Origin of the sequence: Gemmobacter caeni (assembly GCF_003054195.1) — a bacterium.
GTDB classification, from domain to species: domain Bacteria; phylum Pseudomonadota; class Alphaproteobacteria; order Rhodobacterales; family Rhodobacteraceae; genus Gemmobacter; species Gemmobacter caeni.
This window is the reverse complement of sequence record NZ_QBKP01000002.1, coordinates 423,212-446,545: the sequence shown is the minus strand read 5'-3', so window position 1 is coordinate 446,545 and position 23,334 is coordinate 423,212. Positions and strand designations below refer to the sequence as shown.

Below are 23,334 nucleotides of genomic sequence, written 5' to 3'. Positions count from 1 at the left end.
CCATCCGCCGTCTTCGAACGCCTCCGTCATGCGCATGACCACGATCCATGCCCAAGCTGAACGAAAGCGGCAGGACAGGTCCGTCTGCCGCGCGGGAAAGCGGCTCTGCCGGGCCAGAATGCTGCGGGTTCGAGGCTTGATCCACCCGACTTCGGCCGTTTGCGCGACGACAGACACCGCTCGGGGCGAAGAACGCTTGCCCAGCGAGCAAAATCAGGCGATCTTGAAGTCAAGCGGCAGGCCACTTGGGGAATGTCGGTGAAAGAGGGGCGAGATTTACCGGATGCAGCTGAAAGGGCTTTGACATGACCACCGCGCCACAGGCCGTCTTGCGTTGGCGGATACTGGCAATCATCTGCACCGGTGTTGTCGGCGTGCTTGCAACATGGTTTTCGGCAACCGCGATCATGCCCGCATTGATCGTAGAATGGAATCTGTCAGCGTCACAGGCGGCATGGATGACCAATGCTGTGCAGGTCGGTTTCGTCGTGGGGGCAATCGGCGCATCGCTTGTCAACCTGCCCGACATTATCTCCATGCACCGGCTGATGACTGCATCAGCGGTGCTGGCTGCACTGGCCAATGCAGCACTGCCCTTTTTGGGGCCAGAGGGTGCGATTGCCCTACGCTTTCTGACCGGCATGGCTCTGGCGGGGGTTTACCCGCCCGCCCTCAAGTTGATGGCAACATGGTTCGTACAGGGGCGTGGACTTGCACTGGGCTTCCTGATTGGCGCGCTGACGCTGGGGTCATCCATGCCGCATCTGGTGCGCGCAATGACCAGTGGGCTGGACTGGCGTGCGGTGGTCTGGGCAACATCGATCTCGGCTCTGGTCGCAGCCCTGATGTTCGCGACCCTGTTACATGAAGGCCCTCATCCTTTTGGCAAGGCCAGCTTCGACCCACGCAAAGCGTTGGCAGTCTTTTCCAACAGGCCGCTGCTTCTGGCCAATATCGGTTATTTCGGGCATATGTGGGAACTCTATGCCATGTGGGCGTGGATTGTGACCTTTGCCACTGCGGCCGAGGCGGGTCTGAATACCTTTCCTTTTGGATCAGCGTCCATGTTCAGCTTTATTGTCATCGCATCAGGTGTCCTGGGGTGCTTGTTGGGTGGCTGGCTGTCCGATCGCATAGGGCGCTGCCTGACCTGCGCAGGGATGATGCTGGTGTCGGCGGGTTGTGCAGCCCTGATCGGGCTGTTCTTTGATGGCCCCACGTTCATCCTCGGGCTTTTGGCTGTTGTCTGGGGAATTTCGGTGGTCGGTGACAGCGCCCAGTTTTCAGCAGCGGTGACAGAACTGGCCGACAGCGCATTTGTTGGCACCGCCCTGACATTGCAGATGGGGATCGGATTTGCGCTGACCGTGCTGGCCATCTGGGGCCTTCCTCTCTTTGCAGAGCTGATCGGCGGTTGGCAATGGGCCTTTCTCTTTTTGCTGCCGGGGCCGCTGGTTGGAGCATGGGCAATGCTGACTCTGCGTGCCCGCCCTGAAGCCAGAAATCTTGCCCAAGGCGCCCGTTAGGCGCAAAACGCCATGGCGTGCGTAAAGCCCTTTGCCAAACGCGGGACAAGATATGTGGGCACAGTCAAAGCCTGCCCTGCCGGATCAAGACCCCTGTCAGCAGAATCCCATGCAGGTCATTGCGACAGGGGTGGCAAAGCCCTGCCGCTGACATCCGGGCATTGAACATGGCCGTCGGTGCAACTGCTGCCTGTTCTGCCTATTGCGGGATTGTTTGATGTGACCCCATTTGCCGCCGCTTTTGCGGGGTACTGACGCCAATTGCAGCCACCGCAAGACGCACCGCAGCTTCCATCGCATCGATGACCACCACACGGTGTTTGCGGCTTCAATGTTTCTCACCAACAGGCCGCGTACCGTGCCTTCTGGATGGTGAAACCGTCGTATGGGATTCTCTCGCAATTCTGGAATATCTAGCTGAGATATACCCGAATGTCTGGCCAAGCGACCGAGTAGCGCGTGCCTTCGCCCGATCCGCCGCGGCGGAAATGCACTCAGGTTTTTCCGCTTTGCGCAATTTCTGTCCCATGAGTTGCGGCGTTCGCATAGAACTCACCACGTACCCCACAGAGCTACGAGTGGATCTCGATCGCTTAGACAAAATCTGGCGCGAAGGGATCGGTCGTTTCGGAGGCCCTTTCCTTGCTGGTGACGGGTTCACCGGAATTGACGCTTTTTTCGCGCCGATAGCTTTTCGTCTCCAGACCTACGGCCTTTCCCTGAGTTCCGTCAGTGATGTCTATGTCGACAGGTTGCGCAGATTGCCGGCGATGCAGGAGTGGTATTCGGCAAGCTTGGCAGAGACCGTGCGCGAGTCAAACCATGAAGCCGAACTGTTGGCCGCTGGTCGTATCACGGCGGATCTACGAGCTTGCACATAAAGGAAGACACCTAGGCTTCGGTTGGGTCTATCGCTATCGGACCCTCTTCCAGAGTCGCAAATCGCCTCCGATATTCAGCCGGGGTGATGCCAACGTGCCGGACAAAAGAACGGCGCAACGTATCGGGGTTGGCGAACCCACAGAGAGCCGCAACCTGTTTTGGCGTTTCTAGCCCGGTTTCGAGATGTTGGCGTGCTAGGTCGACCCGCAGCCGTTCGATCCAAGCTGCTGGCGTCATCCCGATCTCACCCTGGAACAGACGTGTAAAGTGACGAGCACTCAATCCTGCCCGGTCAGCAAGGACTGGCACACTTAGATCGGCCTCGGGGTTGGCGGCGGCCCACCGTTGTATCTCCTGAAGCACCGAGCGCCCCACAGGCGCGATCTTGTTACTTCGGCTGAACTGGGCTTGCCCACCAACGCGGCGAAACAACATCACCAGTTGGCTGGCCACTCGCATCGCCACTTCGCGGCCGAGATCTTCTTCGACCAGAGCCAAGGCAAGATCCAGACCGGCCGTGACCCCCGCAGCTGTCCGAAGCTTCCCATCTCGCACATGAATCGCGTCCAATTGCACCTGTACGTCAGGATATGCACGCGCGAGCTGGTCCGCCATCGCCCAATGCGTTGTCGCGCATTTGCCATCTAGAAGCCTGGTGGCGGCAAGGAGAAACGCCCCGCTGCAAACCGAGCCATAGCGCCGGGAGGTCAGGGCAGCACGCCTTACCCAAGCGACTGTGTCAGGATGCCAATCCGTTTCAGGCGCATAAGGTGAGCCGGCAACGAGGAGCGTGTCGAAATCTGCCGCGAGTTCGTCGCTGATCGCGAGGTCAGGAAGCAACCTCGCGCCTGATGAGCAGCAAATCGGGCCTGCTTCTGTAGCTACGATGGTCAATTCATAGGCGACATGGCCCACTTGGTGATTCGCCTCCGCGAAGACGTCCAGCGGGCCTGCAATGTCCAAGAGCTGGACACGCGGCATGGCAACAATCGCGACCCTGTGCGCTTTGGACACGTACCTACTCCTCTCATGTCCACACCGAACGTAATATGGCTCAATATGACGTATCCAGCCATATTACGCCAGTGGGCGATCACGGCTATCCTCTCTTCGGCAGGATGAAGGAGTGAGCCATCATGAAAGCAATCGCAGGTATTTCTGTTCCGGATAGCGCATTAGCCCGCGCAATCAGGGAATTGGTGCAGGATACGGCGTCGCCGCTGCTCTTTCATCACTCCAGCAGGGTCTACTATTTCGGGGCCCTTGCCGGGCGCCGCCGGGGCCTCAGTTTTGATGAAGAACTGCTTTATGCAGGTGCAATGTTCCACGACTTGGGGTTGGTGCCGCAGCACAGCAGCAAGAATGAACGGTTCGAAGTGGACGGTGCGAACGCCGCGCGAGATTTCCTGCGCCAGCACGGTATCTCCCAATCTGACGTCGACCTTGTATGGACCTCGATCGCGCTGCACACGACGCCAGGAATCCCTCAGCACATGCATCCAGTCGTGGCACTGGTCACCGCCGGAGTCGAGATGGACGTGCTGGGCCTGACCTATGCCGAATATAGCGATGAAGAACGCGAGGATGTGGTCAGCGCACATCCTCGCACGCCCCATTTCAAGGAAGATATTATCCAGTCATTCTATGACGGCATAAAGCACAAGCCAGAAACGACATTTGGCAATGTCAAAGCCGACGTCATTGCGGACAAGGAACCGCATTTTCATCGCGGCAATTTCTGCAACGTCATTCGGTGCTCCGGATGGAGCGGCTGATCGAAACCGGCACAGCAAGCTCGCCGGTAAACGAAAATCGTATGACTGGGGCTTGCTGTGAACTTTTTGCTGGCCCCTCAATGCTCGGCTTGCCGGCGTCTTTGCTTGAATGCTTCGATCGGATTTCCGAACCAATAGGGGTCGGAGATTTGGATCGGCGCTTGAAGCAGCCCAAAGCGCCTAGAATAATTTGTATTGCGGATGGTTATCTTGAGCCCGGCTTCGCAATACAGAACGATGAAATCAAACGAGCATTGTCCGCAGGCTGGCCAGTATGGGGCATCGGCTCTGTTGGTGCCCTGAAAGCGGTTGAGCTTGCAGCTGAAGGTATGCAGGGATTCGGTCTTGTATATCGTATGCTTCGTCGTCTTCGCGCTGTGTCAGCCGACGATGTTGCAGTCCTCCACTACCCTTTCCCGCCGTATGAGCCTGAGACGCTCGCGCTTCTCGAAATCTATATGCTCTTGCGGGTCGCACGCAAGACGAAGAGTTCATTGACAGACATCGACGTAAGGTCAGTTCTGGAAGCATTGCAAGAAAAACCGCTTCATGATCGCACCTATGAAGTAGTGCGGGAGTGCATTCCTAAATACCTGTGGAAGTATCTTGATTATGTTTATGATACGCCAAAGGAATGGAGAATTAAGCGCCAGGATTTGTGGTCTTTTTGTCAGCGCAAACCTTGGCTGATCCAAAACATAGAGCCGAATAACAGTATCCATGGGCGGGCCAATGACTGACGACGAACCTCTATGGACGCCATCAAGCGAAGCACTCAAGGATGCGCCATTGGGTGCGTTCATGGCGGCGGCATCAGCGGTGTCGGGTCGAGCAATTCCCGACTATGACGCATTGCACGCATGGTCGGTCGAAGACCTTCCCGCTTTTTGGGCATTGATATGGGACTGGTGCGGAATCGTCGGCGATCGTGGTCCGCGCACACTGATAGATGGCGACCGGATGCCCGGTGCACGTTTCTTTCCTGATGCACGACTGAATTTCGCCGAAAACCTCCTAAAACAATCGGGTGATGGCGACGCGCTCGTCTTCCGCGGTGAGGACAAGGTGGCGCGGCGGCTGTCGTGGGACGAGCTGCGCGACCTCGTCTCGCGTATGCAGCAGCTCTTCCGCGCCCGCGGTATCAAGGCTGGCGACCGCGTCGCAGCGATGATGCCCAATATGCCGGAAACGGTGGCAGCAATGTTGGCCGTTACGTCGCTTGGAGCGGTCTGGTCGTCCTGCTCGCCTGATTTCGGCGAGCAGGGTGTTCTCGACCGCTTCGGTCAGATTGAACCGTCACTTTTCATCGCTCCCGATGGCTATTGGTATGCTGGCAAGCGTATCGACGTTGCTGATAAGATCGCGGCTGTCGTGGCGAGGATTCCCTCGATCCGCGCTGCCTTCATCATCGACTACCTGGGTGAGGCGGAAAGGGTGGCGGCTCACAGCGACAAGGCTGAGACGCTTTCAGTCGCATTAGCGTCGTTTGAAGCTACGGACATTTTCTTCGAGCAGCTGCCCTTCGATCATCCACTCTACATTCTCTATTCATCGGGTACGACTGGTGTCCCCAAGTGCATTGTCCATTCAGCCGGCGGCACGCTCATTCAACACCTGAAAGAACACCGACTTCATGCTGGCCTTCGAGAAGGAGACCGATTTTTCTATTTTACGACCTGCGGCTGGATGATGTGGAACTGGCTCGTTACGGGCCTCGCCTCAGGCGCAGTATTGCTTCTCTACGATGGTTCGCCCTTTTACCCGGACGGCGATGTTATCTTCAGTTTCGCACAGGATGAGAAGATGTCTTACTTCGGCACCTCAGCGAAGTTCATCGACTCCGTGCGAAAGGGAGGGCTACGCCCCATAGAAACACACGATTTGTCGACGGTACGTGTGATTTCTTCGACAGGTTCACCGCTGGCACCCGAAAATTTCCGCTTCGTCTATGACGCGATCAAACGGGACGTGCATTTGGCCTCGATTTCCGGTGGCACAGACATCGTCTCCTGTTTCGTACTCGGTATCCCGACAAAACCGGTTTACGGAGGCCAAATCCAAGGTCCTGGTCTGGGTATGGATATTGGTGTTTTCGATGACGATGGACGATCGCTCAATAGCGGAAAAGGGGAGTTAGTCTGTAAAAGGCCGTTTCCTTCGATGCCGTTGATGTTCTGGAATGATCCTGATGGGACCAAGTATCGAGCCGCCTACTTCGAACGATATAGAAATATCTGGTGTCAAGGCGACTTCGCCCAATGGACGGATCATGGTGGCATCATGATTCATGGCCGCTCTGACACCACACTTAACCCCGGTGGCGTGCGGATCGGCACGGCAGAGATTTACAACCAAATCGAACGGCTCGATGAGATACTCGACTCCATCTGCATCGGACAGGAATGGGACGGTGACGTTCGCGTTATCCTCTTTGTCGTGTTGAAGCCCGGTATCGTTCTGGATGAACTTTTGGAAAAAACGATCAGAAGGATAATCCGAACGGGAGCGAGCCCGCGCCACGTCCCAGCCAAGATCATTTCCGTTTCCAGTGTTCCCCGGACGAAGTCAGGGAAACTCGCTGAGATCGCTGTTCGAGATGTTGTTCACGGCAGGGCAGTAAAAAATCAGGAAGCTCTTTCTAATCCTGAGGTGCTTGAACTTTATAGAAATCTAAAAAATCTGCTTGAATGATTCCATGTATTCATGGGCGTACAGAACGGGAGATGGCCAATCTCGAACGATAAGGTCCTGGGATTGGAACGAGAGTGTCGATGACACCTATTAAGCTTTCGTCTTGAGGAGATAGCTTACTTGCGGCGGTGTCCCGACCGCATTGGAGGGAAGCGAAATATGATGCGGCGGCGAGTTTTGAAGGACGGGCAAACACAGCCGCCCCATCTCCGTGTTGGGCGAATCTCAATGGCTTCGCTACTCCAGATGCTCGCTGTCGCGGAACATTTGAACTTCCATCACGCGGCCAAGGCGGTCGGTACAAGCCAATCGAGTGTCAGCACACGCATCAGAGGACTGGAGCAGGAACTGGGCATCACGCTCTTTGCGCGCAACACGCGCGGCGTCCGACTGACAGAAGCCGGCCGCCTCTTCGTCGAGCGAGTGACAACCGGCATCGACCAACTGGAACATGCTGTGAGAATGGCCCGTATGGCGGCCTCGGGAGAGTGTGGCCGCTTGCGCATTGGCGTCCACGGAATCATTCCTGGGGGCTTTCTTTCGGAATTGCTTCGGCGATATCGCGAAAATCATGCCTGCATTGAAGTTGAGATCACGGAAGGAACGGCGCGGGAGACAATCGCGCAGCTTCGGGCGGACAAGCTCGATGTGGCATTCGTTGTCGGCAAGCCAGAACTGCCAGATTGTCATTCCCGTCCCGTGTGGACGGAACCGCTGCTCGTTGCCTTGCCGGACGGGCATCCGCTGGCGGGATGCTCCGGTATTTCATGGTCCGATCTGGCAGAGGAAACTTTCCTTGTTCGCCAATGCGGAACGGGACCACAGGTTTATGACCATATCGCGCTGCGCCTCGCCGCTCGCTGGCCCGCACCGTCCATCCTTCGCTTCGACGTGGGACGCGGCACATTGCTATCAATGGTAGGACAGAGGTTTGGAGTTACAATCGTCGGGGCTGGCACAGCATTACTGCCAATATCTGGCGTAGTTTTTATCGCCATCCTTGACGAGCCTGAGCCGATTTCTTTCTCTGCGGTCTGGTCGCCATCCAACCGCAGCGCAGCGCTCCGAAATCTGCTCAGCATCGCAGATAAAATGGACGAGCTGTTCTGCGGTCACTCATAAGCCCAAGCTTATCGACACGCGACGACCATCCTATTTGCCGCCGACAGTATCCAGCAGCCCTCCGGCATCGTCTTAGCTGTTGCACCTCCCGAGAACGCCCATTCTCTGATCGGCTCCAACATTCTTGCCGATTGGAGCCTATATGCGTGGAGGCCGAATACTCTGGGGTCAGATTGCCGTCGTCCTGACTATCGTTTTCGTGATGACCTGGGCGGCAACGCAATGGGCCGCATGGCGGCTCGGCTTTCAGGCACAACTTGGCGAACCGTGGTTCGAACTGGCAGGATGGCCGATCTATTACCCGCCGGCTTTCTTCTGGTGGTGGTTCTCCTTCGACGCCTACGCGCCGGCGATCTTCACCGAGGGCGGGATTATCGCGGTGTCCGGCGGCCTTATGGCCATCGCCGCCGCTATCCTCATGTCAATCGTCCGCGCGCGCGAGGCGCGCAACGTCGCGACCTACGGTTCGGCGCGATGGGCTGAGGACAAGGAAATCCGCGCGGCCCGATTGCTTGGCCCCGATGGCGTGGTGCTCGGCCGATACGACCGGGACTATCTTCGCCACGATGGGCCGGAGCATGTCTTGTGTTTCGCCCCAACCCGCAGCGGCAAGGGCGTCGGGCTTGTCGTTCCCACCTTATTGACCTGGCCGGGAAGCTGCATCGTCCACGACATTAAAGGTGAAAGCTGGACGTTGACGGCCGGCTTCCGGGCGAAGCACGGCCGCGTCCTGTTGTTCGATCCGACCAACGCAAACTCGTCAGCCTATAATCCCTTGCTGGAGGTGCGGCAGGGCGAATGGGAAGTCCGCGACGTGCAAAACATCGCGGATATTCTTGTCGATCCCGAAGGCAGCCTCGACAAGCGCAACCATTGGGAAAAGACCAGCCACAGCCTGCTTGTCGGCGCGATCCTGCACGTTCTCTACGCGGAGAAAGACAAGACGCTGGCCGGTGTCGCGAGCTTCCTGTCCGATCCGCGCCGCCCGGTGGAGGCCACCTTGCGCGCGATGATGGACACACCGCATCTGGGCGAAGCTGGCGTGCATCCCGTTATCGCGTCATCGGCGCGGGAATTGCTGAACAAATCCGACAACGAACGATCCGGCGTGCTTTCCACCGCCATGTCGTTTCTCGGCCTCTATCGCGATCCGGTCGTGGCGCGCGTCACCGCGCGCTGCGACTGGCGGATTGCCGATCTTGTCGGAAGCTGCCAGCCTGTCAGTCTCTACCTTGTCGTGCCGCCGTCAGACATCAACCGCACCAAACCGCTCATACGCCTGATCCTTAATCAGATCGGCAGGCGGTTGACCGAGGAACTGCACACGTCCGGCAAACGCCATCGGCTGTTGCTGATGCTGGACGAGTTTCCCGCCCTTGGCCGTCTCGACTTCTTCGAGTCCGCTTTGGCCTTTATGGCGGGCTATGGCCTCAAGAGCTTTCTGATCGCGCAGAGCCTCAACCAAATCGAGCGCGCCTATGGGCCGAACAACGCCATTCTCGACAACTGCCATGTGCGCGTGAGCTTCGCCACCAACGACGAACGCACCGCAAAGCGCGTTTCGGATGCACTCGGCACGGCGACGGAGTTGCGCGATTCCACCAACTATGCAGGCCATCGGCTCGCGCCCTGGCTCGGGCATCTCATGGTATCGCGGCAGGAGACGGCGCGGCCGTTGCTCACGCCCGGCGAGATCATGCAGCTCCCGCCCACCGAGGAAATCGTCATGGTCGCGGGCACGCTGCCGATCCGCGCCACCAAGGCCCGCTATTTCGAGGACAGGCGCTTGCAGGAGCGCATCATCACGCCGCCGGCCTTGGCGGCCGTCGCGGCTCCCGCATCGTCTGATGATTGGTCCGGTCGCATCGTCACGGCGGCGGGATCGCCCATAAGTGCCGCTGGTATCCGCGATGGCGATCCGGCCAATGCCGGCATCCGCCGCGAGCCGGAATTACCCGAGCATGAGGAAATCGTCGCGCCACCGCCGTCGCCGGCACAGGAGTTCGAGCTTCTGGACGACGAACCCGATGTGGACGCGGCCAAGGCAAACGCCATGCGCGCCCGGATGCGCATGGTCGCCCGGCAGGCATCCTTGGACCCCGGCGACGGCATCGAGCTTTGAGGACAGCGCCATGACGACCCGAACCCGCATGAATGTCTATTTCGATCCGGCCTTGCTCAAACAGGTCGAGGCGCTGGCGCTGCGCCGGAACATCTCGAAATCCGCCATCATCGAGGCGGCCCTGGCATCCTTCCTGTCCGGTGACACAACCGAGAAGCTGGAGGCGGCCATGTCGCGCCGTCTCGACAAGCTCGGCCGCCAGATCGACACACTCGACGAAGACCTCGCCGTGCTCGGCGAGGCCCTCTCGCTCTTCGTCCGCTACTGGCTGACGTTCACGCCTGTCTTGCCCGACGCCACGCAAGCCTCTGGTCGCGCCAAGGGGCTGGAGCGGTTCGAGGGCTTCATGCAGACGCTCGGCAAGCGGCTGGCGACGGGAGATCGGCTCCTGAAAGAACTGTCGCGGGATATGCCGCCGCAGGCGACGCCAGATCCTGCGCCAGAAACGCCGCCTAATGCTTCGGCAGCCGTTGACGTTCCGCCTCGGTCATAAGACGGCCTGCCGTCCAGATTTCCCCAGAGGCGCAAGCCGCCGGAATCGGCTCCGTCACATTCGGCGGGGCTCCGGCCTGTCCACCCGTTGCGGGCGGAACCCTGTTTCCTTGCCCTCCGCCCATCGCAACCTCATCTCCGACATAAGCGGTGTTGTCACTGTAGCCGTCCGTGATCTTGATGCGGCCATCATCGGTGCGCTCGATCCGGCTATCATGGTGCCAGATCACGAAAGGCCCTGCCTCGCCGACGCGCAGGCAGCCATTTCCATCCACCACCAATCTTCCCTGTAGCAGCGCCTCAAGCTCAAGGTCGTTTCTGACGCTATTCCGCACGAAAACCGGCAGCGCCTCCGATACGGTTCTTCCGTTCCCGGCAGCGACCGTATCCTCAGTGCAGCCGGGCAGTGCCAGAAGCGAGAAGGCCATGACCGAAAGTCCAATGTTCTTCATCGAGGCAAATCCATTTCACACAACGATCGTCTCTTCTGCTTAGTCGACTCAATACCGCAGGGCGATGCTTGGATTTGCTTCAACGTCGGTTTCCGAGGTCGATCATCCGAAGCCACTCCGTCCTATTCGCCGCCGATGGCCGCCGATCACCGCTTGAGCTTAGATACTTGTTGAACCGGCCTGATTTCAGGCTCTTTTAATCGACCCCGATCCGGGGACCGTCTGTCGCGCCTCGTGAAGAAACGGGGCCGATATGACTGCCAACCATCAAAAACCGGAAGCCATCGCACGCGGCGCGCGGATGCTGCGCACGGCGCTGGGGCCGGCGATTTCGCGATTTCTGGAAGAACCCTCCGTCGTCGAAGTGATGCTCAACCCGGATGGTCGTATCTGGGTGGATCGGCTGTCCGAAGGTCTGGCCGATACGGGCGAGATGCTGTCGGCCGCCGATGGCGAACGCATCGTGCGCCTGGTCGCGCACCATGTCGGCGCAGAGGTCCACGCCCGGTCGCCGCGCGTCTCCGCCGAACTGCCGGAAACAGGGGAACGGTTCGAGGGTCTGTTGCCACCCGTCGTCGCGGCGCCGGCCTTCGCCATCCGCAAGCCCGCCGTCGCGGTCTTCACGCTCGCGGATTACGTGGCGGCCGGGATCATGACCGCCGAGCAGGCCGTGACCCTACGCGAAGCCGTCGCGGCGCGCGCCAACATTCTTGTCGCCGGCGGCACCTCGACCGGCAAAACCACGCTGACCAATGCGCTCCTCGCCGAAGTGGCGAAGACAGCCGATCGCGTTGTCATCATCGAGGACACGCGCGAGCTGCAATGCGCCGCGCCGAACCTTGTCGCCATGCGGACAAAGGATGGCGTAGCGACGCTTTCCGATTTGGTGCGGTCCTCGCTGCGCCTGCGGCCCGACCGCATCCCCATCGGCGAGGTGCGCGGTTCCGAGGCGCTCGACCTCCTGAAAGCCTGGGGCACAGGCCACCCCGGCGGCATCGGAACGATCCATGCCGGAACGGGCATCGGTGCGCTGCGCCGCCTCGAACAACTCATACAGGAAGCCGTCGTCACGGTCCCGCGCGCCCTGATCGCCGAGACCATCGACCTCGTTGCCGTCCTTTCCGGCCGCGGCTCCGCGCGCCGGCTCGCCGAACTCGCCCGCGTCGAAGGGCTCAAGGCCGACGGCGACTACCGTATCACCCAAGCCATCCCCACCAGCACAGGAGAACCAGCATGATCCGCACCGCTATTCGCGTGCGCCGCACGATCGCGTCCGCCGCCGCCATCGCCTACGTCAATCTCATCCTCGTACCGGCCGCGCACGCCTCCGGCTCTTCCATGCCGTGGGAAGCGCCGCTCCAGAAAATCCTCCAGTCGATCGAAGGCCCCGTCGCCAAGATCGTCGCCGTCATCATCATCATCGCCACCGGCCTCGCGCTCGCCTTCGGCGACACGTCGGGCGGCTTTCGCAAGCTGATCCAGATCGTCTTCGGCCTGTCGATTGCCTTCGCGGCCAGCTCGTTCTTCCTGTCGTTCTTCTCGTTCGGCGGCGGGGCGCTCGTCTGATGGCGGCAGGTTTCGAGCAACTGGACGCCGTGCCGGGCTTCACCGTGCCGGTCTACCGCGCGCTGACCGAGCACATCCTGCTCGGCGGCGCACCGAGAAGCATCGCGATCCTCAACGGGACGCTGGCCGGGGCCGTGGGCCTCGGCCTGCGCCTCTGGTTGGTCGGGCTTCTGATCTGGGCCGTCGGCCATTTTGCGGCGGTCTGGGCCGCGAAGCGCGATCCGCTCTTCGTCGAGGTCGGGCGCAGGCACCTGCGTATCCCCAGCCATCTGTCGGTCTGAGGGAGGCGCCGCCATGATGAACCTCGCCGAATATCGCCGCTCCGCCAGCCGTCTTGCGGACTATCTGCCCTGGGTCGCGCTCGTCGCCGAAGGCGTCGTGCTGAACAAGGACGGCTCGTTCCAACGCACGGCGCGCTTTCGCGGTCCCGATCTGGATTCCGCCGTCGCGGCCGAGCTGGTCGCCGTCGCCGGACGCATCAACAACGCCTTCCGCCGCCTCGGCTCCGGCTGGTCGATCTTCGTGGAGGCGCAGCGCTCCGAGGCTGCGACCTATCCCAACAGCCAATTTCCTGATCCGGCCTCCGGCCTGGTCGACGCCGAGCGGAAAGCGGATTTCGAGGAAGCCGGCGCGCATTTCGTGTCCGGCTACTTCCTGACCTTCCTCTATCTGCCGCTGGCCGAGGAAGCGGCCCGCGCCGAAATCTGGCTGTACGAGGGCCGCGAGCGCAGCGGCGTCGATCCGCATGAGATCCTACGCACCTTCACCGATCGCACCGACCGCGTGTTGGCGTTGCTCGACGGCTTCATGCCCGAATGCAACTGGCTCGATGACAGCGAGACGCTGACCTATCTGCATTCCTGCGTTTCCACGAAGCGCCATCGCGTGCGCGTACCGGAAGCCCCCATCTATCTCGACGCGCTTCTGGCCGACCAACCGCTCACCGGCGGGTTGGAGCCGCGCCTTGGCAACGAGCATCTGCGCATTCTCACCGTCACCGGCTTTCCGACCGCGACGACGCCCGGCCTGCTCGACGACCTTAACCGCTTGGCCTTTCCATACAGGTGGAGCACCCGCGCGATCCTGCTCGACAAGGTGGATGCGACCAAGCTGCTGACCAAAATCAGGCGGCAATGGTTTGCCAAGCGCAAGTCTATCGCGGCCATCCTCAAGGAAGTGATGACCAACGAGGCGTCCGCGCTTGTCGATACCGACGCCGCGAACAAGGCGCTCGACGCCGATATGGCCTTGCAGGAGCTTGGGGCCGACGTTGCGGGCATGGCCTATGTGACCGCCACAATCGCGGTCTGGGACGCCGACCCGCGCCTTGCCGACGAGAAATTGCGCCTGGTCGAGAAGGTCATTCAGGGCCGTGACTTCACGGCCATGGTCGAGACCGTCAACGCCGCGGACGCATGGCTCGGCAGCTTGCCCGGCCATGCCTACGCCAATGTCCGGCAACCGCCGATCTCGACACTCAATCTCGCCCACATCATCCCGCTTTCCGCGGTGTGGGCGGGGCCGGAACGGGACGAGCATTTCGGTGCGCCCCCCTTGCTTTACGGCAAGACCGAAGGCTCGACCCCGTTCCGGTTATCCCTTCATGTCGGCGATGTCGGCCATACGCTCGTCGTCGGACCGACTGGCGCAGGCAAGTCCGTCCTGCTTGCGCTCATGGCCTTGCAGTTCCGCCGCTACGACCGTGCCCAAGTCTTTGCGTTCGATTTCGGCGGCAGCATCCGCGCTGCCGCGCTCGCCATGGGCGGCGACTGGCACGACCTTGGCGGCGGGCTGACCGAAGGTTCGGACGCTTCCGTATCGCTCCAGCCGCTCGCGCGCATCCACGACACTTACGAACGCGCCTGGGCCGCCGACTGGATCGTGGCGATCCTGATGCGCGAAGGCATCGTGATCACGCCGGAGGTGAAGGAACACATCTGGACGGCGCTGACCTCGCTGGCCTCCGCGCCCACCGAGGAACGCACCTTCACCGGCCTCGCGGTGCTGCTGCAAAGCAACGATCTTAAACAAGCCCTTCGCCCATATTGCGTCGGCGGTCCCTACGGCCGGCTGCTCGACGCCGAGGCCGAACACCTCGGTTCGGCCGCCGTGCAGGCGTTCGAGATCGAGGGGCTTGTCGGAACCGGTGCGGCTCCGGCCGTCCTGTCCTACCTGTTCCATCGCATCGGCGACCGGCTCGACGGACGGCCGACGCTGCTCATCATCGACGAAGGCTGGCTTGCGCTGGACGACGAGGGATTCGCTGGCCAGCTCCGTGAATGGCTCAAAACGCTGCGCAAGAAGAACGCCAGCGTCATCTTCGCTACGCAGTCGCTCTCCGACATCGACGGCAGCAACATCGCACCGGCCATTATCGAGAGCTGCCCGACGCGGTTGCTCCTGCCGAACGAACGCGCGATCGAGCCGCAGATTACCGCGATCTATCGCCGCTTCGGCCTCAATGACCGCCAGATCGAGCTGATCGCCCGCGCGACGCCCAAGCGGGATTACTACTGCCAAAGCCGTAGGGGCAACCGCCTGTTCGAGCTGGGCCTGTCCGAAGTCGGGCTCGCGCTCTGCGCCGCATCCTCGAAACCCGACCAGACCCTGATCGCCGACCTCGTCGTCGAGCACGGCCGCGACGGCTTTCTCGCCGCGTGGCTTCGCGCCCGCGATGCCGGATGGGCCGCCGATCTCATTCCGAACCTCCCCCAAGCCGAAAAGGAGTCCTGACCATGAATACCCGTCGTTTCCGCTCGCGCGCCATCGTGCTTGCCGCAACCATGCTTGCCGTCTCGCCGATGCTGGCGACGCAGGCCCATACGCAATTCGGCTTCGGCCGGATCGTCTATGACCCGACGAACTACGCGCAGAACCTTCTTACCGCCGCGCGCACGCTGGAGCAGATCAACCACCAGATCACCTCGCTTCAGAACGAGGCGACCATGCTCATCAATCAGGCGAAGAACCTGGCGAGCCTGCCATACTCGGCGCTTCAGACGTTGCAGCAGAATGTGCAGCGCACCCAGCAGCTTCTTGGGCAGGCGCAGAATATCGCGTTCAACGTCGGTCAGGTCGATCAGGCGTTCCAGAGCCAATACGGAAATGTCTCGCTGTCGGCCACCGACGCGCAACTGGTGGCGGGGGCGCGTGACCGCTGGAAGAACACGGTTGGCGGCTTGCAGGACGCGATGCGTGTTCAGGCCGGTGTCGTTGGCAACATCGACGCTAACCGCACGCAAATGTCGGCGCTTGTTGGCCAGAGCCAGGGCGCGACCGGCGCGTTGCAGGCAACACAGGCTGGGAACCAGCTTCTCGCCCTCCAGTCGCAGCAGCTTTCCGACCTGATCGCTCTTCTCGCCGCCAACGGCCGCGCCGGTTCGCTCACCGAGGCCGAGCGCGCCACCGCCGCCGAACAGGGGCGCGAACAGCGCCGCCGCTTCCTGACGCCCGGCTCCGGTTATCAGCCGGGCAACGCGCAGATGTTCAACAACGGCAACTGAGAGCCAGAAGGGGAGCACCGTCATGGACGGCAAGATGCTGGCCCGGCTGGGCGCAATCATATTCGTCGCGGTCGCCATCACGGCCACGGCGATCGAGATGACCCGCAAGGAAGAGGCTCCGGCATCCTCGCCGGTCAGCCTTCAACAGCCCACGCGCGATCCGCTGCGCGAGGGCCAACGCCGGTGCCAGCAGCTTGGCCAGAAGGCGGCCGAGGATAGTGAATGCCTGCGCGTCTGGGCGGAGACGCGCGACCGCTTTCTCGGCCGCACGCCCGCACCGTCGTCGCCCAATCAGATCGAAGGGCGCTGATCCATGGGCGGCGCTGGCGTCATCGACAACTTTCTTGGGGTCTTCACCCGCTATATCGACTCCGGCTTCGGGCTTCTGTCCGGCGAGGTCGCGTTCGTGGCGACCACGCTCATCGTCATCGACGTGACGCTGGCCGCGCTGTTCTGGTCGTGGGGCGCGGACGACGACATCATGGCGCGGCTGGTGAAGAAGACGCTGTTCGTCGGCGTTTTCGCTTATCTCATCGGCAACTGGAACAACCTCGCGAAGATCGTGTTCGACAGCTTCGCGGGCCTTGGGCTCAAGGCGAGCGGCACCAGCTTTTCGACCGCTGACCTGATGCGCCCCGGAAAGGTCGCACAGACCGGCCTCGATGCCGCCCGGCCGCTGCTCGAATCCATTTCCGACCTGATGGGCTGGATCGCATTCTTCGAGAACTTCATCCAGATCGCGTGCCTGCTCTTCGCCTGGGCGCTGGTGATCCTCGCTTTCTTCATCCTCGCCATCCAGCTCTTCGTCACGCTGATCGAGTTCAAGCTGTCGACGCTGGCGGGTTTCGTCCTGATTCCGTTCGGGTTGTTTGGCAAAACCGCCTTCATGGCCGAGCGCGTGCTTGGCAACGTGATTTCCAGCGGCATCAAGGTGCTGGTGCTGGCCGTCATCATCGGCATCGGCTCGACGCTGTTCAGTCAGTTTACGGCCGGTTTCGGCGGCGCGACCCCGAGCATCGACGACGCCATGGCCGTCGTCCTCGCCGCTTTGTCGCTGCTCGGCCTCGGCATTTTCGGTCCCGGCATCGCTTCCGGCCTCGTTAGCGGTGGCCCGCAGCTCGGCGCTGGCGCTGCTGTTGGAACCGGCCTTGCTGCTGGCGGCATGGTCCTGGCCGGCGCTGGCGCGGCTGGCCTCGCCGCGAAAGGCGGCGCAGCCGCACTTTCCACAGGTGCTGCCGCCGTGCGTGGCGGCGCGACCGCAGCGGGCGCAGCTTCCGCCGCCTTTAGCCTCGGATCGCTCGGCCAGTCCGGCGCGGCGGGCGTCGCATCTGGCATGGGCGGCGTCGGACGGGCGGCGGGCAGCGCGGCCATGTCGCCGCTTCGCCGTGCGAGCGCCAGCGTCAAATCCAGCTTCTCCGATGGCGTCAAATCCGGCTTCGGCGCGACCGGTGGCACCTCGACCATGGGAACGGTCGGCGGCGCGGCGGAAGCCCCTCCTGCATCGGCTCGGCCCGCCAGTGCGACGCCGGGCTGGGCACAGCGGATGCGCCAGTCCGGCCACACCATCCAGACAACCGCCCATGCCGTCCGCTCCGGCGACAGCCACGGCTCCGGTTCTTCCGTCAACCTCTCTGAAAGTGATCGCTCATGAACCTCTTCAAGCGTCCCGCCGCGCACTACGGCAGAACACCCCAACCCGAGACCCCCTATCAGAAGGCCGCACAGGTCTGGGACGAGCGTATCGGCTCGGCTCGCGTGCAGGCGAAGAACTGGCGCTATATGGCCTTCGGCTCGCTGGTTCTTTCGGCAGGCTTTGCCGCAGCGCTCGTCTGGCAGTCGGTCCAGGGGACCGTTGTTCCGTGGGTGGTGCAGGTCGATAATCTCGGTCAGGCGCAAACCGTCGCGCCTGCGACGGCCGACTTCCGCCCGACCGATCCGCAGATCGCCTGGCATCTCGGCCGCTTCATCGAGCAGGTGCGTAGCATCCCCGCCGATCCGATCATTGTCCGGCAGAACTGGCTTCGCGCCTATGAATGGACGACCGATCGCGGCGCGGGCGCGCTCAACGACTATGCCCGCACCAACGACCCGTTCACCAAGGTCGGCAAGCAGCAGATCGCCGTGGACGTTTCGAGCGTCATCCGGGCTTCCCCCGACAGCTTCCGTGTCGCGTGGACGGAACGGCATTTTGAGAACGGGCAGCTCTCCGGCACGCAGCGATGGACCGCGATCCTGACCATCGCCGTGCAGCCGCCGCGCGATGCCGAACGGCTGAAAGCCAATCCGCTCGGAATCTACGTCAACGCCATCAACTGGTCGCGGGAGATGGGCCAATGAAGCTTGCGCCCCGCAAATCCGCAATCGGCGCCGTATTGCTCTCCGCGACCATGCTCGCCGGCTGCGCTTCGACCAAGCCGCCGCAGATCAGCTATGACAATAGCGTCCCGCCGCTGCCGGCCATTTCCGCAGCCGTGACGGACGAGCGGCTGAAGCCGCTGCATGTTCCTCCGGCCTGGACCGTGGCGCGTGGCGGCCAGGCCGCCAGCACCGCGACCGGCCGTGTCGAGAACGCCAATGCGGCGGCCCGCGTCCAGCCGCGCCGCGAAGGCTACTTCAATGCCATTCAGGTCTATCCGTGGTCGGAAGGCGCGCTCTATCAGGTCTATGCGGCACCGGGGCAGATCACCAATATCGCGCTTGAGCCGGGCGAAAACCTGACCGGCGCGGGACCGATCGCGGCCGGCGACACTGCCCGCTGGATCATCGGCGACACCGAATCCGGCTCCGGCGTCGCCCGCCGCGTGCATGTGCTGGTGAAGCCCACACGCGCCGACATCGCCACCAATCTCGTCATCACCACCGACCGGCGCACCTACATGGTCGAGCTGCGTTCGGGCGAGAAACCCTATATGCCCGCCGTCTCCTGGTCTTATCCGCAGCCCGTAGGCGGGGGGCGTCAGGCCATTCCAGCAACGCCGGTCATTCCGGCCGTCGCGGCGCGCAACTACCGCTACGGCCTGACCGGCAGCAGCAATCCGCCATGGAAGCCCGTCGCCGTCTATGACGACGGCCGCCGCGTCTATGTCGAATTCCCGCGCGGGATCGTCCAGGGCGAGATGCCGCTCGCTTATCTTGCAGGAATAATCGATAGAGACGGTTACATCTCAATAACAAGAAGTGAAAGAAACGGATCTTATTATTTCGGACCTCAAATTGGTATATCTGGAACGAGGCGCCAACCTCATGATTTGGCGGCTTCTATTTGGGGTGGCACAGTGAGCTTGTATTTCCCAAAGAATCCCAATCACAGGCCGCAATACCAGTGGTCACGGCAGGGTGCTGTAGCTGCTGTTGCAATACAGGAAATCCTTCCATATCTTCGCGTTAAAAATGAACATGCTCAACTCGCACTTGAGTGTTGGGAATACCTGAAAGAAACAAGAGAGGATGACCCTTTTCCATGGTTTTCTTCAGATTATAATCCTCTTGCAGTCCTCAATGATATGAGGGAGACAATGATCGATATGAACCAGTCGAAAAACAAAAGGCGTTCGAAGATATCTTGATGATTTGTTGATGCACCACTTTGGCTTCGCAGATTTCCGTACTTGACCATGCTAGATCTGAGGCGAGGTCCCGGTCTCGGCCCCCGCCGCCCCGGCTCACTCCGCGCGCAGGAGCCGGTCCAGATCCGTCTCGGCCGCCGCGATCTCGGCCTGAAGCGCCTCCCCCTTCCGGTCCGTCTCCCCGATCAGGTCCTCGAGCTCGAGGATCGCGCTCAGGAACCGGCCCTGCATGTCGGACCCGGCCGGGGCCGCATCCATCATCCGGCGTGACCGCTCCTGATCCTCGACCGTCCGGGCCCGCGCCGACAAGAGCGCGTCCCGCTCCGCCGTGAGCCGGTCGAGCCGGTCCCGCGCCTCCAGGATCCGCTCAAGCCGCTCCCGATCCTCCGGGCCGATCCGGTCCGTCAGGAGCCCGATCAGCCGGTCCCGGGGCAGATCCCCGATCGCGACCGCCTCCAGAACCGGTCGCGTCTCCTCCACCCGGAGCAGGCCCGTCCCGGCCGGCAGGTCGAAGCGGAGGGAGGACGGGTCCGCCTCGTCCGGGACCGGCGCGGGGCCGGGCCCGGTCCGCACCAGCTCCCAGCCCGGCTCAGACGGGTGCCGGATCGTGAGGGCCGGGGTCTCTCCGGCCGGGGCGCTGACCCGGTACTCGACGGTCCGGACCCGGCGCTCCGTGATCCGGAGCAGACCGCCGGAGAGGGTCACCCGCCGCTCCGCGCTGCGCGCGGTGACCCGCTCACGAACCTCCACCCGCTGATCCGCCCCGAACGGGACCTCCGCCTGCGCCCCCGGGACCAGGACCGGGAAGGCGGCGTCCCCGAGATAGCCGTCCGCGTCCGAGACGGTCATGATCCCGGCCGGGAGCCGGATCGGCAGCGGGTTAGTCACCCGCAGGACCAGATCCGGGCTCCCGGTCCGGTCCGTGAGGCGGCCCCGCCACAGGAGGGTCCGCTCGACCGGGACCTCCTCGGTCAGGAAGGGCAGGCTGATCATCTCGCCGGACCCCAGGTCGACCGGGTCCGGGAAGGTGAACCGGGAGTCGAGCCCCCGGTCCGTCAGCTCAGCGCCGGCCTCCAGCTCGGCGGCCGGCGCCGCTTGGAGCGACATCACCATCTCGGCCCGCGGCGCAAACGAGTCGAGATCCAACAGCCCCGCGCGCGCCTGCGGCGCGGGCGGCTCGAACGTCTCCCGGACCGCCCAGCCCCGCGAGGTCAGATCCGTCTCGAGGGTCTTGGGGGCGCCGGAGCTCAGGGTGAGGCGCACCTCGTCCCAGTCCGCCCCGGTCACGTTCTCGAGCACCGCCCAGGCCTGAAGCCGCATCCCCCCGTCCGAGCCCCCGATCGCCCGGTAGGCGGTCCGCCAGACCGGGGCCGGCACCACGTAGGAGAGGGCGAGCGGGCCCGCCCCGTCCGCCTCGATCCGCACGGTCCGGTCCGACCCGGACCCGGCGAGCGCCAGCGCGTCGAGCGCGCGCCCGATCCGGTCCCGAAGCCGCTCATCCTCGATCCGGACCTGGCGTCCCGGCGCGAGCGGGACCGTGAGGAGCCCCGTCTCCGCCTGAAGCAGGAGGAGCGGGTGGCAGCCGGCGCCCTCTCCGCAATCCGGACGGGTCACCCCCATCACCCGGCCCGAGACGGGCCCGGTCCGGGGCCCGTCCGACACGGTCACGAGCGTCCCCTTCAGCGCGTCGAGGAGTGCCGCCTGGTCCCCGATCCGGTCCGGCCCGAGCGGGAGCCGCCCGAACGCGTCCTCCACGCGGGCCGACCCGTCCAGCCGGACCCGGGCCCCGGTCGCGTCCCCACGAATCACGAGGCTCTTCAGGAGGTCGTTCAGCTGCGGCTCCGGGACGGTCAGCTCAAGCGGGGCGCCAGCGCCCCCCGGCGCCCCCTCCCGGACGATCTCCGCCAGCCCCGCCTCGAACAGGGTGACCGACCGGATCGGGGCCTCCCCGAGGGCCGGGGCGGCGGTCAGCAGGAGGGCCGCAAGAAGTCCGAACCGTCTCATCGTGTTTTCCTTTTCGCAGATGCTCAGCAGAACCCACCGCTCAACCGAGGGGCATACTGTCCCGTTTAGCACGACAGGAACCGCTTGCGAAATTCCTAATCCTGTGAGCATATCTGGGAAATTCTTTAGGGAGGATCACATGACGGACCCGGTCATCCGTTTCATCAAGTCGCACCCGGACGCGCGCCTGCCCGAACCGGCCACGCCCGGCTCCGCCGGGGCCGACCTCTGCGCGGTGATGCCGGACGGGGTCTCCGCCCAGATCATGAGGCCGGGCGCGCGGCTCCTCCTGGACACCGGGCTGAAGGTCGCGGTCCCCGAAGGCTACGAGATGCAGATCCGGCCCCGCTCCGGCCTCGCCCTCAAGCACGGGGTGACGGTCCTGAACACGCCCGGCACGATCGACAGCGACTACCGGGGCCCCCTGAAGGTGGTGCTGATCAACCACGGGGAGGAGAACTTCTCGGTCCGGACCGGGGACCGGATCGCGCAAGCGGTCCTGGCCGCGGTCGCCCCGTTCCGGGGCGTCATGGTCGAGACGCTCGAGGAGACGGCGCGCGGCGAGGGGGGCTTCGGCTCCACCGGGATCACCACGGGGGCGGCCGATGCGGCGCCTTGACCTGCTGATCTCCGCCGACCTGGACCAGGAGCTCACCGCGATCGCCGAGGGCGCCGGGATCTGCCGGCACGACGTGCTCCGTCGCGGCCTCGCGGTCCTGAAGGCGGCCCGGATCGCGAGGGCCCGGGGCCTGCCCCATATCGGCTTCACCACCGACCCGGCCCGGCTCGACCTCGAACTGTTGAACGTGCTCTGATGGCGAAGGACCCCCAGCTCGCCCGGACGATACGGCGCATGCGGCGTGCGCGCCGCTTCGCGCAGAACACCTGCCCGGCGAGCCGGCACGCGCAGCTGATCGCTGAGACGCTGGCGGAGGGACGCGACTACCCGATGCTCCGGGAGGAGCCGGAGCACGTGGCCGGGTCGATCGCCTCCGTGGTGGCGGACCTCTTCGCCGCCCGCACCGTGCTGGACCAGCTCGGCTACACCTGGACGGTCCGTCCGGACGGGGCCGTCATCTGGAAGCGAAAAACGAATCAGTCCGGGGAGGAAACATGATGCGGAAACGGTCTGACCCGAACAGCCGGCTGATCGCCGAGAACCGGCAGGCCCGCTACCATTACGCGGTCGAGCAGGATCTCGAGGCCGGGGTCATGCTGACCGGGTCCGAGGTGAAGGCGCTCCGGACCGGGCAGTGCAACATCACGGAGGCCTACGCCTCGGTGGAGGGGGGAGAGCTCTGGCTGATCAACGCGCATATCTCCGCGCTGAAGGAGGCGGGGGTCTTCGGCCATGAGGAGCGGCGCAGGCGCAAGCTCCTGGTCTCGCGCCGGGAACTCTCCCGTCTCTGGACCGCGACCGGCCGGGAGGGGATGACGATCGTCCCCTTGCGGCTCTATTTCAACGAGAAGGGCCGGGTGAAGTTGCTGATCGCCACCGCCCGCGGAAAAAAGCTCTCCGACAAGCGGGAGACGGAGGCACGACGGGACTGGGACCGGGAGCGGGCCCGACTGCTGAAAAGGGCCTGATACGGGACCTTCCCGGATTTCAACCCGGCGCAGTCGCTGATATGTG

At 62.9% G+C, this 23,334-nt stretch carries 23 protein-coding genes and 2 pseudogenes; 22 read left to right on the top strand and 3 right to left on the bottom strand.

Translation table 11 applies throughout. The annotated features are described in order from the left end of the window. Nucleotides 1–305: 305 nt before the first annotated feature. The 3 genes and pseudogenes from C8N34_RS05195 to C8N34_RS26790 all read left to right on the top strand — a co-directional run bounded on the left by C8N34_RS05195 (nt 306) and on the right by C8N34_RS26790 (nt 2,407). The gene (locus C8N34_RS05195) at nt 306–1,526 is read left to right on the top strand and encodes an MFS transporter (RefSeq protein WP_101923154.1); all 1,221 of its coding nucleotides are present in this window, start codon (nt 306–308) and stop codon (nt 1,524–1,526) included. A 302-nt stretch (nt 1,527–1,828) separates the two neighbouring features. Continuing rightward, nucleotides 1,829–1,948 (top strand): annotated as a pseudogene (locus tag C8N34_RS27285) (glutathione S-transferase N-terminal domain-containing protein); the annotation flags it as partial. Nucleotides 1,949–2,104: 156 nt separating this feature from the next. Next, nucleotides 2,105–2,407 carry a glutathione S-transferase C-terminal domain-containing protein gene (locus tag C8N34_RS26790; RefSeq protein ID WP_242013862.1) on the top strand — a complete coding sequence of 101 codons (303 nt, stop codon included), beginning with the start codon at nt 2,105–2,107 and terminating at the stop codon, nt 2,405–2,407. 10 nt (nt 2,408–2,417) lie between these two features. On the opposite strand, the gene C8N34_RS05185 is transcribed toward C8N34_RS26790, so the two are convergent. Further along, nucleotides 2,418–3,422 (bottom strand): GlxA family transcriptional regulator, encoded by a 1,005-nt coding sequence (locus C8N34_RS05185; RefSeq protein WP_199750721.1) that lies wholly within the window; start codon nt 3,420–3,422, stop codon nt 2,418–2,420. A gap of 122 nt (nt 3,423–3,544) precedes the next feature. Between C8N34_RS05185 and C8N34_RS05180 the strand changes: the two genes are divergently transcribed. The 6 genes from C8N34_RS05180 to C8N34_RS05155 all read left to right on the top strand — a co-directional run bounded on the left by C8N34_RS05180 (nt 3,545) and on the right by C8N34_RS05155 (nt 10,611). Further along, nucleotides 3,545–4,183 carry an HD domain-containing protein gene (locus C8N34_RS05180; RefSeq protein ID WP_199750722.1) on the top strand — a complete coding sequence of 213 codons (639 nt, stop codon included), beginning with the start codon at nt 3,545–3,547 and terminating at the stop codon, nt 4,181–4,183. Beyond that, nucleotides 4,171–4,923, top strand: a complete 753-nt coding sequence (locus C8N34_RS05175) for a TfuA-like protein (protein ID WP_108128085.1) — start codon at nt 4,171–4,173, stop codon at nt 4,921–4,923. Before C8N34_RS05180 ends, C8N34_RS05175 begins: the two co-directional genes overlap by 13 nt. Continuing rightward, nucleotides 4,916–6,874, top strand: a complete 1,959-nt coding sequence (locus C8N34_RS05170; protein ID WP_108128101.1) for an acetoacetate--CoA ligase — start codon at nt 4,916–4,918, stop codon at nt 6,872–6,874. Before C8N34_RS05175 ends, C8N34_RS05170 begins: the two co-directional genes overlap by 8 nt. A gap of 228 nt (nt 6,875–7,102) precedes the next feature. Then, entirely contained in the window at nt 7,103–7,996 is an 894-nt protein-coding gene (locus C8N34_RS05165) for a LysR family transcriptional regulator (RefSeq protein WP_108128084.1), read from the top strand. Nucleotides 7,997–8,138: 142 nt separating this feature from the next. After that, complete coding sequence (locus C8N34_RS05160; protein WP_108128083.1) at nt 8,139–10,118, top strand: conjugal transfer protein TraG; 1,980 nt, start codon at nt 8,139–8,141, stop codon at nt 10,116–10,118. 10 nt (nt 10,119–10,128) lie between these two features. Further along, entirely contained in the window at nt 10,129–10,611 is a 483-nt protein-coding gene (locus C8N34_RS05155; protein WP_108128082.1) for a ribbon-helix-helix domain-containing protein, read from the top strand. Here C8N34_RS05155 and C8N34_RS05150 read toward each other — a convergent pair. Further along, nucleotides 10,571–11,062, bottom strand: coding sequence for a hypothetical protein (locus tag C8N34_RS05150; RefSeq protein WP_108128081.1), 492 nt, complete (start codon nt 11,060–11,062; stop codon nt 10,571–10,573). The genes C8N34_RS05155 and C8N34_RS05150 overlap by 41 nt on opposite strands. A gap of 301 nt (nt 11,063–11,363) precedes the next feature. On the opposite strand from C8N34_RS05150, the gene trbB reads away from it, so the two are divergent. The 9 genes and pseudogenes from trbB to trbG form a co-directional block, all read left to right on the top strand. Next, nucleotides 11,364–12,299, top strand: coding sequence for a P-type conjugative transfer ATPase TrbB (trbB, locus tag C8N34_RS05145; protein WP_425320668.1), 936 nt, complete (start codon nt 11,364–11,366; stop codon nt 12,297–12,299). Beyond that, nucleotides 12,296–12,628: a TrbC/VirB2 family type IV secretion system protein gene (locus C8N34_RS05140; RefSeq protein WP_108128079.1), complete on the top strand. Its 333-nt coding sequence runs from the start codon at nt 12,296–12,298 to the stop codon at nt 12,626–12,628. The genes trbB and C8N34_RS05140 overlap by 4 nt, the downstream gene beginning before the upstream one ends. After that, nucleotides 12,628–12,909 (top strand): VirB3 family type IV secretion system protein, encoded by a 282-nt coding sequence (locus C8N34_RS05135; RefSeq protein WP_108128078.1) that lies wholly within the window; start codon nt 12,628–12,630, stop codon nt 12,907–12,909. The genes C8N34_RS05140 and C8N34_RS05135 overlap by 1 nt, the downstream gene beginning before the upstream one ends. Before the next feature lie 13 nt (nt 12,910–12,922). Further along, the gene (trbE, locus tag C8N34_RS05130) at nt 12,923–15,361 is read left to right on the top strand and encodes a conjugal transfer protein TrbE (protein ID WP_108128077.1); all 2,439 of its coding nucleotides are present in this window, start codon (nt 12,923–12,925) and stop codon (nt 15,359–15,361) included. 2 nt (nt 15,362–15,363) lie between these two features. Then, entirely contained in the window at nt 15,364–16,131 is a 768-nt protein-coding gene (gene trbJ, locus C8N34_RS05125) for a P-type conjugative transfer protein TrbJ (protein ID WP_108128076.1), read from the top strand. Nucleotides 16,132–16,153: 22 nt separating this feature from the next. Beyond that, entirely contained in the window at nt 16,154–16,441 is a 288-nt protein-coding gene (gene trbK-alt / locus C8N34_RS05120) for a putative entry exclusion protein TrbK-alt (protein WP_108128075.1), read from the top strand. Between the two features lie 3 nt (nt 16,442–16,444). Next, nucleotides 16,445–17,782, top strand: coding sequence for a P-type conjugative transfer protein TrbL (gene trbL / locus C8N34_RS05115; RefSeq protein ID WP_108128074.1), 1,338 nt, complete (start codon nt 16,445–16,447; stop codon nt 17,780–17,782). After that, nucleotides 17,779–18,468 (top strand): conjugal transfer protein TrbF, encoded by a 690-nt coding sequence (trbF, locus tag C8N34_RS05110; protein WP_108128073.1) that lies wholly within the window; start codon nt 17,779–17,781, stop codon nt 18,466–18,468. The genes trbL and trbF overlap by 4 nt, the downstream gene beginning before the upstream one ends. Beyond that, nucleotides 18,465–19,310: pseudogene (gene trbG / locus C8N34_RS05105) on the top strand (P-type conjugative transfer protein TrbG); the annotation flags it as partial. The gene trbF and the pseudogene trbG, both read left to right, overlap by 4 nt. A 483-nt stretch (nt 19,311–19,793) precedes the next feature. On the opposite strand, the gene C8N34_RS05100 reads toward trbG, so the two are convergent. Next, a complete protein-coding gene (locus tag C8N34_RS05100; protein ID WP_108128072.1) occupies nt 19,794–21,701 on the bottom strand; it encodes a DUF4139 domain-containing protein in 1,908 nt (635 codons plus the stop codon). Nucleotides 21,702–21,840: 139 nt separating this feature from the next. Between C8N34_RS05100 and dut the strand changes: the two genes are divergently transcribed. From dut to smpB, 4 genes are read left to right on the top strand one after another with little or no spacing between them, the layout of a single operon-like run. Next, entirely contained in the window at nt 21,841–22,320 is a 480-nt protein-coding gene (gene dut / locus C8N34_RS05095) for a dUTP diphosphatase (RefSeq protein WP_108128071.1), read from the top strand. Further along, nucleotides 22,307–22,516, top strand: coding sequence for a hypothetical protein (locus C8N34_RS05090; protein WP_108128070.1), 210 nt, complete (start codon nt 22,307–22,309; stop codon nt 22,514–22,516). Before dut ends, C8N34_RS05090 begins: the two co-directional genes overlap by 14 nt. Next, nucleotides 22,516–22,818 carry a hypothetical protein gene (locus C8N34_RS05085; RefSeq protein ID WP_145693656.1) on the top strand — a complete coding sequence of 101 codons (303 nt, stop codon included), beginning with the start codon at nt 22,516–22,518 and terminating at the stop codon, nt 22,816–22,818. The genes C8N34_RS05090 and C8N34_RS05085 overlap by 1 nt, the downstream gene beginning before the upstream one ends. Further along, a complete protein-coding gene (smpB, locus tag C8N34_RS05080) occupies nt 22,818–23,288 on the top strand; it encodes an SsrA-binding protein SmpB (RefSeq protein WP_108128068.1) in 471 nt (156 codons plus the stop codon). Before C8N34_RS05085 ends, smpB begins: the two co-directional genes overlap by 1 nt. Nucleotides 23,289–23,334: the final 46 nt, after the last annotated feature.